Annotated in this window: 13 protein-coding genes; 10 read left to right on the top strand and 3 right to left on the bottom strand. The window is 62.7% G+C overall.

Features of this window, described 5'->3' with window-relative positions; all coding sequences use genetic code 11:
• The first annotated feature begins 8 nt into the window (after positions 1-8).
• The 3 genes from NPS56_RS27915 to NPS56_RS27925 all read left to right on the top strand — a co-directional run bounded on the left by NPS56_RS27915 (position 9) and on the right by NPS56_RS27925 (position 5,063).
• Positions 9-1,367: a DUF1329 domain-containing protein gene (locus tag NPS56_RS27915; RefSeq protein WP_274077632.1), complete on the top strand. Its 1,359-nt coding sequence runs from the start codon at positions 9-11 to the stop codon at positions 1,365-1,367.
• A 69-nt stretch (positions 1,368-1,436) separates the two neighbouring features.
• Positions 1,437-2,525, top strand: a complete 1,089-nt coding sequence (locus NPS56_RS27920; protein WP_274077633.1) for a WD40/YVTN/BNR-like repeat-containing protein — start codon at positions 1,437-1,439, stop codon at positions 2,523-2,525.
• Between the two features lie 15 nt (positions 2,526-2,540).
• The gene (locus NPS56_RS27925) at positions 2,541-5,063 is read left to right on the top strand and encodes an efflux RND transporter permease subunit (protein ID WP_274077634.1); all 2,523 of its coding nucleotides are present in this window, start codon (positions 2,541-2,543) and stop codon (positions 5,061-5,063) included.
• A gap of 66 nt (positions 5,064-5,129) precedes the next feature.
• On the opposite strand, the gene NPS56_RS27930 is transcribed toward NPS56_RS27925, so the two are convergent.
• Positions 5,130-5,666 (bottom strand): glyoxalase superfamily protein, encoded by a 537-nt coding sequence (locus tag NPS56_RS27930; protein WP_274077635.1) that lies wholly within the window; start codon positions 5,664-5,666, stop codon positions 5,130-5,132.
• A 370-nt stretch (positions 5,667-6,036) separates the two neighbouring features.
• On the opposite strand from NPS56_RS27930, the gene NPS56_RS27935 reads away from it, so the two are divergent.
• Positions 6,037-6,498: a hypothetical protein gene (locus tag NPS56_RS27935; protein WP_274077636.1), complete on the top strand. Its 462-nt coding sequence runs from the start codon at positions 6,037-6,039 to the stop codon at positions 6,496-6,498.
• Positions 6,499-6,761: 263 nt separating this feature from the next.
• On the opposite strand, the gene NPS56_RS27940 is transcribed toward NPS56_RS27935, so the two are convergent.
• Entirely contained in the window at positions 6,762-7,790 is a 1,029-nt protein-coding gene (locus tag NPS56_RS27940; RefSeq protein WP_274077637.1) for a D-cysteine desulfhydrase family protein, read from the bottom strand.
• Between the two features lie 225 nt (positions 7,791-8,015).
• On the opposite strand from NPS56_RS27940, the gene NPS56_RS27945 reads away from it, so the two are divergent.
• Both NPS56_RS27945 and NPS56_RS27950 read left to right on the top strand, forming a co-directional pair.
• Positions 8,016-9,233, top strand: coding sequence for a YbfB/YjiJ family MFS transporter (locus tag NPS56_RS27945; protein ID WP_274077638.1), 1,218 nt, complete (start codon positions 8,016-8,018; stop codon positions 9,231-9,233).
• A complete protein-coding gene (locus NPS56_RS27950; RefSeq protein ID WP_274077639.1) occupies positions 9,230-10,465 on the top strand; it encodes an MFS transporter in 1,236 nt (411 codons plus the stop codon). The genes NPS56_RS27945 and NPS56_RS27950 overlap by 4 nt, the downstream gene beginning before the upstream one ends.
• Here the strand turns inward: NPS56_RS27950 and NPS56_RS27955 are convergent.
• On the bottom strand, positions 10,449-11,336 hold the full coding sequence (locus tag NPS56_RS27955) for a LysR substrate-binding domain-containing protein (RefSeq protein WP_274077640.1): 888 nt from the start codon (positions 11,334-11,336) through the stop codon (positions 10,449-10,451). The genes NPS56_RS27950 and NPS56_RS27955 overlap by 17 nt on opposite strands.
• 249 nt (positions 11,337-11,585) lie before the next feature.
• Here NPS56_RS27955 and NPS56_RS27960 point away from each other — a divergent pair, with 249 nt between their 5' ends.
• Genes NPS56_RS27960 through NPS56_RS27975 form a run of 4 tightly spaced genes read left to right on the top strand, consistent with a single transcriptional unit; the run spans position 11,586 to position 15,147 of the window.
• Positions 11,586-11,900: a DUF485 domain-containing protein gene (locus NPS56_RS27960; RefSeq protein ID WP_274077641.1), complete on the top strand. Its 315-nt coding sequence runs from the start codon at positions 11,586-11,588 to the stop codon at positions 11,898-11,900.
• Positions 11,897-13,564, top strand: coding sequence for a cation acetate symporter (locus tag NPS56_RS27965; protein ID WP_274077642.1), 1,668 nt, complete (start codon positions 11,897-11,899; stop codon positions 13,562-13,564). Before NPS56_RS27960 ends, NPS56_RS27965 begins: the two co-directional genes overlap by 4 nt.
• 44 nt (positions 13,565-13,608) lie before the next feature.
• On the top strand, positions 13,609-14,163 hold the full coding sequence (locus NPS56_RS27970) for a cytochrome b (RefSeq protein WP_274077643.1): 555 nt from the start codon (positions 13,609-13,611) through the stop codon (positions 14,161-14,163).
• Between the two features lie 3 nt (positions 14,164-14,166).
• Complete coding sequence (locus NPS56_RS27975) at positions 14,167-15,147, top strand: NAD(P)H-dependent flavin oxidoreductase (RefSeq protein ID WP_274077644.1); 981 nt, start codon at positions 14,167-14,169, stop codon at positions 15,145-15,147.
• Positions 15,148-15,531 lie beyond the last annotated feature (384 nt).

The following is a 15,531-nucleotide window of genomic DNA, read 5'->3' on the forward strand; positions in this document are numbered from 1 at the left end:
ACGACACCATGAAATGCATGCACAATCTGTTAACCGCCTCCGTCGCGCTGGCCTTCGCCGGCCTGGTCCAGGCCGCCGTGCCCGCCGCCGACGCGAGCAAGCTGGGCAGCAACCTCACCGCCGTGGGCGCCGAAAAAGCCGGCAACGCCGACGGCTCCATTCCGGCCTATACCGGCGGCCTGACGACCGCGCCAGCAGGTTTCAAATCGGGCGATACCCTGCGTCCCGACCCTTACGCCAGCGAGAAGCCGCTGCTGGTGATCGATGGCAAGAATGTCGCGCAGTACAAGAACCAGCTGACGGCCGTCACGGTCGAACTGGCCACGCGTTTTCCGAGCTTCCGCGTCGAGGTCTATCCGACTCATCGCAGCGTGGCCCTGCCAAAGAGCGTACTGGACAACACCTTGAAGAACGCCACCGGCGCCAAGTCCCTGGAGGGTGGCAACGCCATCGAGAACGTCCTGCCGGGTGTGCCTTTCCCGATTCCGCAGTCAGGTGCCGAAGCCATGTGGAACCACTTGCTGCGCTATCAGGGGGTGGCGTATTCGACCAAGTATGACTCCTGGAACGTCGATGCCTCAGGCGCGCAAATCCTTGCCACCAGCGGCGAGATCGTCAACTCGTTTCCGATCTTCGAAGACCCGGGCAAGGTCATCGATGGCAAGGACACCTACTTCCAGACCCGTCTGTTCTACACAGGTCCCGCGCGCCGGGCGGGCGAGGCGATCATGCTCAAGGACGCCGCCAACCCGCTCGCCCAGGCACGTCGTGCCTGGCAGTACCTGCCGGGGCAACGCCGGGTGAAGCTGGCGCCGACCCTGGCCTATGACACACCGAACCCGGGCACGGCAGGCTCGGGCACCTATGACGACGTGTATGTCTTCAACGGTGCGCTGGATCGCTATGACTGGAAACTGGTGGGCAAGCAGGAAATGATCGTGCCGTACAACACCTACGCGCTGAGCTACATCAAGGACCCGAAAGCCTTGACCACACCCAACCACCTGGCGCCGCAATTCGTGCGTTGGGAGAAGCATCGTGTGTGGGTGGTGGAAGGCACGCTCAAGGCCGGTGCCCGTCACGTCTATGCCAAGCGTCGCTTCTATCTGGACGAGGACAGCTGGGTGGCTCTGGCCTCCGATCAATACGATGCGCGCGGCCAACTGTACCGTGGCTCTTTCAGCTTCCTCTCGCAAAGCTACGACGTGACCACCCCCAACACTACGCCACACGTGATCTATGACCTGGTGGGCGGGACCTACAACATCAACGGTTTGTCCGGCGCCTACGGCGGCATCAAGTACATCGCACCGCTGACCAAGGCGCAATGGTCACCGGACGCACTGGCCGGTAACGGTATTCGCTAAGCGCGTTACACCAGCAGGCCGGCTGCACCCCGTGTGCAGCACGGCCCGGTTTTGCCAGGAGGACGCACTATGGGTTCATTGAACAAGCGCAGGTTGCAGGCGCTGGTGATGCTGTTGGCGCTGTGGCAGACGGGTGCCCAGGCGAGTGCCTACGTCGATGTGCTGGACCTGCCCGCCAGGCTCAGTGCCTTGGCGGTCCGCAGTCCCATGCTCGACGTTGCGAATGCGGGGCCGCGCCTGGTCGCCGTTGGCCAGCGCGGCCAAATTCTTTATTCCGACGACGCCGGCAAGCAATGGTCGCAGGCCAGCGTTCCGGTCAGCAGCGACCTGAATGCCGTTTACTTTTCTTCCCGGGAACAAGGCTGGGCCGTGGGCAACGATGGCGTCATCCTGCACAGCAGTGACGCTGGCGTGACCTGGAAAAAGCAACTGGACGGTCGTGAGATCGGCGCATTGCTGGTCAAGCATTACTCGAAGCTGGCCGGTGCCGAGCCGGCCAACGAACAGTGGCCGCTGCTGGTCGCTGAAGGTCAGCGGCTGGAGGAAGAGGGCGCCGACAAACCCTTGCTCGACGTCTGGTTCGCCGACGACAAGCTCGGTTACGCGGTCGGCGTGTTCAACCTGATCCTGCGTACCGAGGATGGCGGCCAAAGCTGGACGCCTTTTCAGGATCGCACCGACAACCCGCAGAACTTCCATTTGAACGCGATCAACTCGACCGGCGATGCCTTGTACATCGCGGGAGAGCAGGGGTTGCTGCTCAAGTGGGATAGCTCGCAGCAGCGTTTCGCTGCGTTGCAAACGCCGTATCAAGGCAGCTTTTTCGGCGTGGTCGGCAAGCCTGGCGAAGTGGTGGTCTACGGCCTGCGCGGCAACGTATTGCGCAGCACCGACGGCGGGTTGAGCTGGACCCCGTTGGAAAGCGGATTGCAAGTGAGCATCACCGCCGCCGCCGTCGATGCCCAAGGTCACTACCGGTTTTTCACCCAGGCCGGTCACATGTTGCTGGCCAAGGACGACAGCGTCCGCTTGCAGTGGGTGGCGCAGCAATCCCCGTCCCCGGTGGCTGGCGCGACAGCGGTTGGCGAGGGTGCGCTGGTCGTGGTCGGCAGCCGTGGTCCCCGCACGCTTCTCGAAGAACAAGAGCCAGAACAATAGAGCGAGTACTCACACATGGCCCCTACCAAGCAAGACAACATGCCGGTGATCCGCGATCTGCGCGACTTCGATCGACGCTCCGGCAATCTGCTCGAACGGCTGGTGTTCAACCATCGCCCGCTGTTCATGCTGCTCATGGCCCTGGCCACCGTGGTCCTGGGCTACATGGCCATGACCCGTCTGGAACTGCGCCCCAGCTTCGAAAAGATGATTCCGCAGAGCCAGCCCTACATCCAGAATTACCTGGAGAACCGCCAGTCGCTGCGCGGCCTGGGCAACTCGGTGCGGGTGGTGGTGGAAAACACCCAGGGCGATATCTTCGACCCGAACTACCTGACGGTCCTCAAGCAGGTCAACGACGAGCTGTTTCTCACCGAAGGTGTTGATCGCGCCTGGATGAAATCGCTGTGGACGCCTGCGGTGCGCTGGACCGAAGTCACCGAGGAAGGCTTCCAGGGTGGCCCGGTGATGCCCGATACCTATGAAGGCAAACCCGAGCAGATCGAACAACTGCGCCAGAACATCGGGCGTGCCGGCATCGTCGGCAGCCTGGTGGCCAGCGACTACAAGTCGAGCATGCTGGTCGTACCCCTGCTGGACAAGGCCTCGGCCACCGGCCAGGGCATCAACTACCACGCCTTTTCGCAGATGCTCGAAGAGCGGCTGCGCGACAAGATCGAGTTCGCCGGGGACAGCGCGACGCGTAAGGCCGGTGCTGAGGGCAAGGGCCCGTACAAGGTCCGGGTCATCGGTTTCGCCAAGCTGATGGGCGACCTGATCGATGGCCTGATCCAGGTGATGATGTTCTTCGGCCTGGCAGTGTTCACTTCGTTGATCATTATCTACGCCTATACCCGTTGCGTGCGCAGTACCTTGCTGGTGGTCGGCTGCTCGCTGATCGCGGTGGTCTGGCAACTGGGCATCGTCGCCTGGCTGGGTTATGCCATCGACCCGTATTCGGTGCTGGTGCCATTCCTGATCTTCGCCATTGGCGTGTCCCACGCAGCGCAGAAAATGAACGGCATCATGCAGGACATTGCCCGTGGCACGCATAAGCTGATCGCCGCGCGCTATACGTTTCGCCGTCTGTTCATCGCTGGTGTCACCGCGTTGCTGGCCGATGCCGTGGGCTTCGCCGTGTTGATGCTGATCGATATCCCGGTGATCCAGGACCTGGCGATCACTGCCAGCATCGGTGTGGCGGTGCTGATTTTTACTTCCTTGCTACTGATGCCGGTGGCGCTGTCCTATATCGGCGTCGGGCGCAAGGCCGCGGAGCGGGCACTGAAGATCGACACCCGTGCCGCCGAACATCGTGGCTTCGGCAAGTTGTGGGACCTGCTCGACCGTTTCACCACGCGCAAGTGGGCCACCGGCACGGTGCTGGTCGCCGTGTTGCTGGGCATCGGCGGTTTCGTGGTCAGCCTGCAACTGAAAATCGGCGACCTCGACAGCGGGGCACCAGAACTGCGGGCCGACTCGCGCTACAACCGCGACAACGCCTACATCACCCAGCATTACGCGCTGTCGAGCGACCTGTTCGCGGTGATGATCAAGACTCCGGCGGAAGGCTGCCTGAACTACCAGACCCTGATCCTCGCCGACCGCCTGGCCTGGGAGCTGCAACAGTCTCCGGGCGTGCAGGCGACCGCTTCGCTGGTCAACGCGGTACGGCAGATCACCGCCGGTACCTTTGAGGGCAACCCCAAGCTCAACAGCATCCAGCGCAACCAGAACGTGCTGAACTATGCCGCGCAACAGGCCTCGGTCAATGCACCGGAGCTGTTCAATACCGACTGCTCGCTGATGCCGGTGATCGCCTTCCTAAAGGATCACAAGGCCGAGACCCTGGACGCCGTGGTGGCGATTGCCGACAAGTTCGCCAGGGAAAACAGCAGCGACGATCGCCAGTTCCTGTTGGCCGCCGGCAACGCCGGGATCGAAGCCGCCACCAACATCGTGGTGCGCGAGGCCAATCGCACCATGCTGCTCTATGTTTATCTGGCGGTGACGCTGTTCTGCCTGATCACCTTCCGCAGTTGGCGCGCCACGCTGGTGGCGCTGTTGCCGCTGGTGCTGACGTCGATCCTCTGCGAAGCGCTGATGGTGGTCATGGGCATCGGCGTGAAGGTCGCGACCTTGCCGGTGATCGCCCTGGGCGTGGGAATTGGTGTGGACTACGCCTTGTACCTGCTCAGCGTTCAGCTGCAGTATCAACGCCAGGGCCTGTCGCTGTCCCAGGCCTATCGCAAGGCCGTGGCCTTCACTGGGCGGGTGGTCGGGCTGGTCGGTATCACCCTGGCGGCCGGCGTGGTGTGCTGGGTCTGGTCGCCGATCAAGTTCCAGGCCGACATGGGCATCCTGCTGACCTTCATGTTCCTGTGGAATATGCTCGGCGCGCTGATCCTGATTCCGGCGCTGTCGTACTTCCTGCTGCGCAAACAACGGAGTGGAGGAGCGCTTGAAGTCGCTGATCGCGAGGCGGTCGTTGCCCCGGGCAAGCGTGTGGAGCTCGCCGCCAGCTCCCTGCGTCGATAGGCGCTGGACCATCGCATCCAGGCGGGCAGCAATGCGCCGTCTGGATGCGAACAGGGATCTACCCGATCAACCCTGGCAGAACCGGATCCGGTTGCCAAACGGATCGTAGACTTCAAGCACTTGCCCCCAACCCTGCTGGACGATCTCCGGACGCCCGTAGCCGTAGCGCTTGGCGAGCAACTCGTCGCGCAGCCGTTCGATATTGTTCATTGGCACAAACACTGTCGAACCCGGGCTGGCGTCGCCATGATGTTCGGACAGGTGCAGTTGCAGACCGTTGCGGCTGATGCCCAGGTACAGCGGAAGGTCGGCTTCGAAGCGGTGTTCGAATTCGACGCTGAAACCCAGGAAATCAAGATAGAACTCACGGGCCTTGGCTTCGTCGAACATGCGCAATATGGGAATGGGCTTGTCGAAGGTCACGGTGGAAGCGGGCTGGGTGTCGGCCGGGGAAAGCATCGCTGATGCGGTGTTCCAGTCCTTGTAGCCCAGTTGCTCTGCGACCAGTTCCAGCGCGGTGGAGTGAGACAGGCTCTGGTTGCGTTCCTCCAGCGAGGCGCGCAACTGTTTGGCCATTTGCTTGGCTTGCTCGATTGAAAACATCGTTGCTCCTTTAGCCGAGATCCTTGGGTGCCCGCGTTGCCAAACCTCGACCGTCAAGAGATACGACAGGGTTCGTATGAGGAAGCGATGCTTTCACCTTTCCCATCGGGAGCGAGCGGCGGGCAGCATCGGCCCGGTGGCGATAGTACATAGCCGCTCCCGTGACGGGAAGACCCGCGCCTGTGTATCGCTTTGTATCCAGACCCGTCGTACGCAGGTTGGCTTACAAATGCCCCTGCAACCGGATACATCCGGGATACACGGTTGCCGTCAAATAGCCCTGCCTCAGCGAGAAAGCAAACGCGCCTCGCACCACGGCTTATCGCATGACCTTAGCGGCTTGGCCGCACACAGTATCCGGAGAATCACCATGTCCCGTATGTCGAACAAATCCCGTATTGGCCTGATCGCTGTTGCACTGGCCGGCAGCCTCAACCTCGCATCCACCGCCTTTGCCGCAGACGCGTTGCCCCAAGGCTACCAACTGGCCGCGGCGGAAAAGACCAGTGAAGGCAAGTGTGGCGAAGGCAAGTGTGGCGCAGATGAAGCCGGTGCCAAAGTGACCAAGGCCGGCGAAGGCAAGTGCGGTGAAGGCAAATGCGGCGATGCTTCGTTCGCCCGTACCGACACCGACCACGACGGCCGCGTTTCGCTCAAGGAACTGCTGACCGTAGCCCCGCAGGGCGGCGAAGAGTTCAAGGCCATGGACACCAACAACGACGGTTTCCTCTCCGAAGGCGAGGTCTACAAATTCCGCACCAACCAGTTCACCTCCAACGGCAAGAAAGTGCCTACAGAGCTGTTCACCCAGATGAGCAAGGCGAAGAGCTGATAACGCGATACAGCGGTAAAAAATCACCTCCCTTGGGTTTTTCCCTGGGGAGGTATTTTTTTTCGATTACCAGGCCCAACGCGTCCAGACAGCCGACCCATCTCTTGCGGTTGTACCCGATCAAACTGTAGGAGCGAGCTTGCTCGCGAAAAACGTCCGGTCAACGCAATCATCTAGACAACGCGCGTCATCGTTGACGTCCATCGCTGGCAAGCCAGCTCCTACAGGGGGAACGCGTTCGCTTGGGATCATGCGTACGGCTCTCAGTCAAAGGCGCTCCGATAGGCAAACAGCCCAGGCATCCCGCCGGTCATCACAAACAGCAGATTGCTGCCCGCCGGGTAGTCGCCCCGGCGTACAGCGGCGAGCAGGCCGGCGAAGGCCTTGCCGCCGTAGACGGGGTCGGTGAGCAAGCCTTCCTGGGATGCGAGCAGGCGCAGCGCTTCGAGCATCGCTTCGGTCGGCGCGCCGTAGGCGTCGCCGCGTTGGCTGCCATCCACACGAATAGGGGTGTCGGCCAGTGTTGAGGACGGGGCAAGCAGCTGTAGAACCTGACGGGTTTTTTCCAGGGTCGTGGTCGTGGCCTGTTCCTCGGTCGCCAGGACCGAGTAACCGAGGATGTGCGACGAAGCGCCCGCCAGGGTGACACCGGCCAGCAGCCCTGAGTGGGTGCCAGCACTGCCATTGGGCACGATGATCTGCTCGAAATGCACACCCAGCGCATCCGCCTGGCGCAGGATTTCCGAAGCGCAGGCGGCATAACCCAGGCTGCCCCGGGGGCTGGAGCCGCCGAGGGGCATCACGAAGGGCTTTTTACCTTGGCCCTTGAGCGTGTCGACCAACTCGGCCGCATAGGTATCAGGCACGACGCCCCGAGCCAGCCGATGAACCTTCGCGCCAAACAGTGCGTCCAGCAGCACATTGCCGTTGTGGCAGAAGTCATCGTCGCTGCGCACGGCCGAGGGGGTCAGGATCAGCTCGCAGGCGAGGCCGTGACGGGCCGCCACGGCAGCGGTCAGGCGCGCATGATTGGATTGAAAACCGCCCCAGGTCACCAGTGTGTCGGCGCCTTCGGCCAAGGCTTCGCCGAGCAGGAATTCCAGTTTGCGCAGCTTGTTGCCGCCGCCGCCGAGACCGGTCAGGTCATCGCGCTTGACGTAGAGGTTGCAGCCATTGAGATCGGGCAAGCCGCTCAATCGGGACAGTTTCTGGATCGGGGTCGGGCCTTCGAGCAGGGCCACCCGTGGGTAGGCGGCCAGCGCGGCATCAAGAAGATTCAAGTCGTGGGGCATGAAGGATCGCTCATGGAGGAAAGGAAGCTCGGTGGGCTGAACGCCATCTGCCACTCTAGAAAGCCGTGGATTGAAGATATACCGCTGGCAAGGAATTACAGTTGATACACCGTGTAATGAACGGCGGTATCTCTGATACAGATAACTGTGATCTTGATTATTCGTTTATTGAGATATCATCGCGCGAGATAAGGTCTGCCCGACTGAAGAAGGGAAGGGCAGACGATGAACAATGTAAAACCCGCAACTACCGACAGTGCGCCACATCCCGCCAGTCCATGGCGCGGCACTCTTGCCGGTTTTTCGGCGAGTCTGGTCGGGATTGGCCTGGCGCGATTTGCCTATACGCCGCTATTGCCGGCGATTGTCGGCGCCCACTGGTTTGACGCCTCCAGGGCGGCCTACCTTGGCGCGGCAAACCTGGCGGGGTATCTGGCCGGAGCGATCTTCGGCCGCACACTGGCGGCCAGAACTTCTACCCGAGCGACCCTCAGGGGCATGATGCTGCTGGCCAGCGTCGCGTTTTTCGCTTGCGCCTGGCCCCTGTCCTTTGCCTGGTTCTTCGCCTGGCGATTCCTCTCCGGTGTCGCCGGCGGGGCGCTGATGGTCCTGGCCGCGCCGACTGTGCTGGCGCACGTGCCGCCCTCGCGCCGGGGCCTGGCGGGCGGGGTGATCTTCATGGGCGTGGGCGTCGGGATCGCGGCGTCCGGGACCTTGGTGCCGCTGCTGCTGCAACAGGGCCTTGGGCAAACCTGGCTGGGCCTGGGGCTGATCGCGCTGTTGCTCACCGCCATTGCCTGGCGCGGCTGGCCGACGGAAAACGCGCCGGTGGCCGGCACAGTCCAGCACCATCGCCCGGCGCCCAACGGCACCCTCAAGGCGCTGTATGTGGAGTACGCGCTGAACGCCGCCGGGTGGGTGCCGCACATGATTTTCCTGGTGGATTTCGTCGCCCGGGGCCTGGGCCAGGGCCTGCAGACGGGCGCGCAGTACTGGGTGTTGTTTGGCATTGGCGCCACGGTCGGCCCGCTGCTGGCAGGGGGGCTGGCGGACCGGGTCGGCTTCGCTCGCGCGTTGCGGGTGTCGTTCATCATCGAGGCCATCGCCGTCGCGGTACCGGTCTTCGCACCGGGCAGCCTCTGGCTGATGGTGTCCAGCGTGACGGTCGGCGCCTTTGTCACCGGGACCGTGCCGCTGGTATTGGGACGGGTCCAGGAAATTCTTGTCCGCCATCCGGCCCGGCAAAGTGCGGCCTGGCAGACCGCCACGGGGGGTTTCGCCCTGTTCCAGGCGGTCGCCGCTTATGGGCTGTCGTTCCTGTTTTCCTACAGCGGCGGCAACTACAGCCTGCTGTTCCTGATCGGTACGGCGGCCATGTTGTTGGCCTTTGTGATTGACCTGCTGGCGGCTCTGCGAAGCTCGCGTACCTCGGTGGCCCCATGAATTACGCCGAACGCAATCTGGCCTATTGGCGGCGCAACCTGGCTGTCTGTGTGTTCGGTTCGTTCACCACCCTGGTGAGCCTGAGCATGCTGTTGCCGTTCCTGCCGCTCTATGTGCAACAGCTTGGTGTAACGGCCCAGGCCGATGTGGTGCAGTGGTCCGCCGTGGCCTTCGGTGCGACGTTTTTTGGTACGGCGATTACCGCGCCGCTGTGGGGGCGACTGGCCGATCGTTATGGGCGCAAGCCGATGCTGGTGCGCGCGGCCATCGGCATGGCGGTGGTGATGTCGCTGATCGGGCTGGCGCGGGATGTGACTGATCTTGTGGTGCTGCGCCTGGTCGCCGGGCTCATCGGCGGTTATGCCTCGGCTTCGATTGTGATGATCGGATCCCAGGTGCCACGGGAAAAGGCCGGGTGGGCACTGGGCGTGCTGTCGACGGGGGCGTTGTCCGGCAACTTGATCGGGCCGCTGGTGGGTGGTTTCCTGCCGCAGTGGGTCGGCATCCGCGGTACTTTTTTCGTCGGTGGCGCCATGATCGCAGTGGCCGCGATCGCCACTCTGGTGCTGGTTCGCGAGGATTTCAGCCGGCAGTTGGACGGGGCACGGCGGGTCACTACATCCAGGCACGAGGCTGACAGTGCGCGCTGGCCAATCATCGCCGCGTTGTTGATGACGGCGATGATGGTTTTGCTCGCCAACATGTCGATCGAGCCGATCATCACCGTCTACATCGGTGACCTGGGCGTGGCGCTTGATGATCAGGCGCGGATTGCCGGGATTGTGATGGCCTGTTCGGCGCTGGGCAGCATTCTCACCGCCGCCCGGCTGGGGGCGTTGGCCGATCGGGTCGGCAGCTGGAAGGTGATCATCGGTTGCCTGGTGCTGACCGGCATCGTCATGGTGCCCCAGGCATTCGTCACGCAGTGGTGGCAGCTGGCAGTGTTGCGCGGCCTGATGGGCATGACCCTGGCCGGGCTGCTGCCGGCGATCGCCAAGCTGATCCGGCAGTCGGTGGCGGAGCATAACAGCGGAAAAATCCTCGGCTACCTGCAATCGGCGCAGTTTTCCGGGCAGGTGATCGGGCCCTTGATCGGTGGCCAGATCGGTGCGCATTTCGGCCTGCACCAGGTTTTCCTCGTCACGGGCGCGCTGCTGGTGTCGTGTGCCGGGGTCAACGGTTGGATCAGGTCACGGGTGGGTACGCTGCAAAGCGCTACAACGCAAAGGTAGCGGGTACGCCATCCTCACGCACGCGGTGCAGAAAGGTGGAAAGCGCACTGGAGAAATAGCCGTCGAGGCGCCGCACGAACACCGTTTCCACTTCAGCCAGCTGCGGGGACAGTTCGTGCACGGCCACCAAGCCCTCGCGCGCCGCGTTGGCAACAACGCCCCTGGGCAACAGCGTGACCCCGACCCCGGCCGACACGCAGGCAATGATCGCTTCGATTGAACCGAACTCCAGCGGCTCGGGGGTGGGGGCGCCAAGGCTGGTCAGCAGTGTGTCCAGGCGTTGGCGATAGGAGCAGCCAAGACGGAAAACCACGGTCTTGAGATTCAAGGCCGCGGCGACATCCGCCAGGCGGTGCAGGGCCGGTGAAGTGACCAGCACCAGTTCTTCGCGAAAGACCGCTTCGCTGTGCAGCTGCGGGTGATTGACCGGCCCGACCACGAACGCGCCCTCCAGCTTACAGTCGATGACGTCCTGGATCAGGCTGCAGGTGGTGCCGGTGCGCACCACCGGGCGAACCTCGGGGTAATCCCTGGCGAACCGGGCGATCAGGTGTGGCAGGCGCAGGGCGAGGGTGGTCTCCAGCGTGCCGATCTCGAGCTCGCCCCTGGGCTGGCCGTCATCGCGGGCGGCGCTTGTGGCATCGAGGAGCAATTTCGCCAGGCGGTCGGCGAAGGGCAGGATGCGCCGTCCCGCGGGCGTCACCTGTACACCCTTGGCGCTGCGTTGGAACAGGGCCACGCCGAGCTCGTCCTCCAGCGAGCGAATCCGCGCCGACACGTTCGACTGCACGGTGTTCAGTTCGCTGGCGGCCTTGTTCATGCTGCCGTGGCGGGCTACCGCGGCCACTACCTTGAGATCCGTGACATCCATCGAACTCACCTATCTGAAAAAACAATAACCAATGCGCAATTCAAGGCTCATTAGAGATTAACACGCAAGCGGAAATCCACGGGAAGTTGATTCACCAAAAACGATCAACTGGATCATTAATGATCATTTTACATGATCCTGTACCGGGCATAGGTTGAACGGGCACAGATACCGCAGCCAGTGGCGGATCGAGTCTGAATCTGAGGCTGTGGAACAACAATAACGCTACCACTGCTACACGGAGTCAACGTGAACCATGCAACCGAATCAGCCAGGATCCGCAACCATCCCCGGTACAAGGATCTGGTCTCGCGCCAGCGCACGTTCGTCGCGAGTCTTACCGCTGCAACCCTTGTCCCGTATTTCACGTTCATCCTCGTCGCCGCCTTCGCGCCCCAGCTGCTGGCAACGAAGCTGTCGGCGACCAGCATCATCAATATCGGTTGGCCATTGGGTGTGGTGTTCATCCTCGGCGCCTGGCTGTTCACCGGTCTCTACATCCTGCGTGCCAACGGTGAGTTCGATGAACTGACCGCGCAGATTCGCGCGGGGGGCATCGTATGAAACGCATCCACTTGATCCTCGGCACGCTGCTCGGTGCAGTCGCCACCAGCGTTTTGGCCGGGGATGTTTTGCAGAACGTCGAGAAACAACCGATCAACATCACCGCGATCGGCATGTTCCTGGTCTTCGTCGTCACGACCCTGGGCATCACGTACTGGGCCGCCAACAAGACCCGGTCGATGGATGATTTCTACACGGCCGGTGGCGGCATCAGCGGTTTCCAGAACGGCCTGGCACTGGCCGGGGACTACATGTCGGCGGCGGCGTTGCTGGGGGTCACCAGCATGATCTTCTTCAACGGCTTCGATGGTGTGCTGTACTCGATCAGCTTCTTTGTCGCCTGGCCGCTGTTGCTGTTCCTGTTTGCCGAGCGCATCCGCAACCTGGGGCGCATCACCATCTCCGACATCGCTTCCTACCGCCTCGATCAGAATCGCATCCGCACCCTGACGGCCTTCGGTTCGCTGACGGTGGTGTGCTTTTACCTGGTGGTGCAGATGGTGGGGGCGGGGCAGTTGATCCAGCTGTTGTTCGGCTTGCCCTACAATTACGCGGTGATTGCCGTGGGCCTGTTGATGGCGGTCTACGTCACCTTCGGCGGCATGGTCGCCACCACTTGGGTGCAGATCATCAAGGCCGGGTTGCTACTGGTGGGCGGCACCTTGCTCGCGATCCTGGCGCTGAGCAAGTTCGGTTTTTCCTTCGACCTGTTGTTCGAGCAAGCCGTGGCCGCGCACCACGATGGCGAGCGGATCCTGCTGCCGAGCAAACTGGTGGCCGACCCGCTGTCGCTGATCTCGCTGTCACTGGGACTGGTGTTTGGCACGGCGGGATTGCCACACATCCTCATGCGCTTCTTTACCGTGCCGGACGCCAGGCAAGCGCGTAAATCGGTGTTCGTCGCCACGGGCTTCATCGGTTTTTTCTACCTGATCGTGGCGGTGCTGGGCCTGGCCGCCATCGTGATCGTCGGCCAGGACCCGGCCTTCTACGAGTCCGGCATCGTCGGCGGCAAGCTCATCGGTGGCGGCAACATGCCGGTGATGCACCTGGCCAAGGCCGTGGGTGGCGACCTGCTGCTCGGCTTCATCTCGGCGGTGGCGTTTGCGACGATCCTGGCGGTGGTGTCCGGCCTGACCATGGCCGGCACCTCGGCGATCTCCCATGACCTCTATGTGATGGTCGTCAAGAAGGGCAAAGCCGAGGCCCGGGACGAGCGCCGCGTATCGCGGATCGCCTCGGTCGGTATCGGCATCGTCGCGGTGGTGCTGGGCATCCTGTTCAAGGACCAGAACATCGCCTTCCTGGTGGCGCTGACCTTCGGCGTGGCGGCTTCGGTCAACTTTCCGATCCTGGTGCTTTCGATGTACTGGAAAGGGCTGACTACCCGGGGCGCATTGATCGGCGGCATTGCCGGGCTGGTGAGTGCCGTCGGCCTGGTGGTGCTCTCGCCGGCGGTGTGGGTCAAGGTGCTGGGCAATGCCGAGGCGATCTTCCCCTATGACTACCCGGCGATCATCTCGATGAACGTGGCGTTCCTCTTTACCTGGCTGGGCTCGGTGACGGATCGCAGCCAGGGCGCGGTGCTCGAGCGCGAGCGTTTCGACGATCAATTGATCCGCGCCCAGACCGGGCTCGGGGCCGCACAGGCGGTCAGTCACTGATCCTCCACCTTTTTGATGTGCGTCTTTTGCAAGAGGAGCCTGTCATGCAACTCAAAGACAATGGCCTGAGATTTTCACCTGTCACCGTCGTAACGCACTGGATCGTGGCGTGTTCACTGCTGGCGATTTTCGCGCTGCAACTGCTGATCGACCAGGTCTCCAGCGCGGCACTGCAACAGCCACTCGGCCGGGTGCAAAACCTGCTGGGCCTGATCCTGTTCCTCGTCTCGATCTATCGATTCTGGGCACGGATCACGTCCTACCATCCGCTGCCGGTGGGCACGCCGAACCCCATCGAAGTGATCGTCAGCCGCTCGGTGGCGGTCGCGCTGGCCCTGGCGATGGTGCTGCTGCCGATTGCGGTCTGGGCTTCCCGCGCCGCCGCCGGCGAGGTGCTGCAACTGCCCGGCGGAATGTGGATTCCGGCGCTGCTGCCGGCCAACCCGACCTTGAAGCATGTCGTCGATGTGCTGTTCGACATCGGCGCCTCGGCGTTCCTCGCCGGTCTCGCGCTGCATGTCTTCGGCGCGCTGAAGAATCACTTTCTCCTGAAGAACAACACGCTCAAGCGGATGCTTGGAAAACATGTGGAGCTGTGAGCCATGAACCAGGACAGAATCGATTTCGCGGGTAACCTCATCACCCGGCTCTGCGGAGTGAAATACCCGATTTTCCTCGGCGGCATGGCCGCCATTTCCGGCCCGCAACTGGTCGCGGCAGTGGCCAATGCCGGGGGCATGGGCGTCATCGGCGGCTTGCGCCTGCCGCCCCTGGCCTTGCGCCGCTGGATCGAGGAAACACGGGCGCTGACCGACCGGCCCTTCGGCGTGAACCTGGTGCCGCAGTTTGGCGGCCCCGAGGTCTTTGAAGCGCAATTCCAGGTGATCCTCAAGGAAAAGCCCAAACTGCTGTCGCTGTTTTATGCCGAGAAGTACGCCGCCGACATGATTGCCCGGGCGAAAGATGCCGGGCTGCTGGTCATGGTGCAGGCGGGCTCGGTGGAGCTGGCTCGCAACGCCATCGCCCAGGGGGCGGACATCATCATTGCCCAGGGCAGTGAAAGTGGCGGGCACCTCAATCGCGGCACGATCGGCATCATGCCGTTGTTGACCTCGATCCTGGCGGTCGCCGAGGGGCGGCCGGTATTGGCGGCAGGCGGTATCGCCCAGGGCGACGATGTGCGCGCACTGATGTCGCTCGGTGCATCGGGGGTGGTAGTGGGTACGGCGTTCATTGCCACCGATGAGTCGAACGCCCATCCGCTCTACAAACAGAAGATTGTCGAGGCAACCACCGATGACACCGAGTACCGCACCGGTTATTCGTTCGGCTGGACCTACGGCACGCCGCACCGGGTGATTCCCAATCGGGACAAATGGAACCTGCTGCGCCTGATCGGTGGCGGCGCCCGGGCGATCGACAAGCCGCGAATGGCGCAGAAACTGTCGCTGTATGCGGGGCAGGGGGTGGGCAAGATTCACAGTGTCGTACCGGCGGCCGAGCGGGTGGCGGAGCTTGCCCTCGGCCTGATGACTGCGCCGGATCAGCTGCCGACTAAGCAGAGAAGGGCGCTAGGCGTGTAGGAGCCGGCTTGCCGGCGAAGGCGCCTTCGAATATTGCATCGGGCTTGCGGGCCTCTTCGCTGGTAAGCCAGCTCCTACACGGGTTTGCGCACGGCGTTGTTTTGTGGTTAACGCGGACCTGTAGGAGCCGGCTTGCCGGCGAAGGCGTCCTTGAATATTGCGTCGAGCTTTCGGGCCTCTTCGCTACACGGGTTTGCGCAAGGCGTTGCTTTGTGGTCGACGCGGACCTGTAGGAGCCGGCTTGCCGGCGAAGGCGTCCTTGAATATTGCATCGGGCTTGCGGGCCTCTTCGCTACACGGGTTTGCGCAAGGCGTTGCTTTGTGGTCGACGCGGACCTGTAGGAGCCGGCTCGCCGGCGAAGGCGTCTTCGAATATTGCATCGA

This window comes from Pseudomonas putida (genome assembly GCF_028682635.1).
GTDB lineage: Bacteria > Pseudomonadota > Gammaproteobacteria > Pseudomonadales > Pseudomonadaceae > Aquipseudomonas > Aquipseudomonas putida_AE.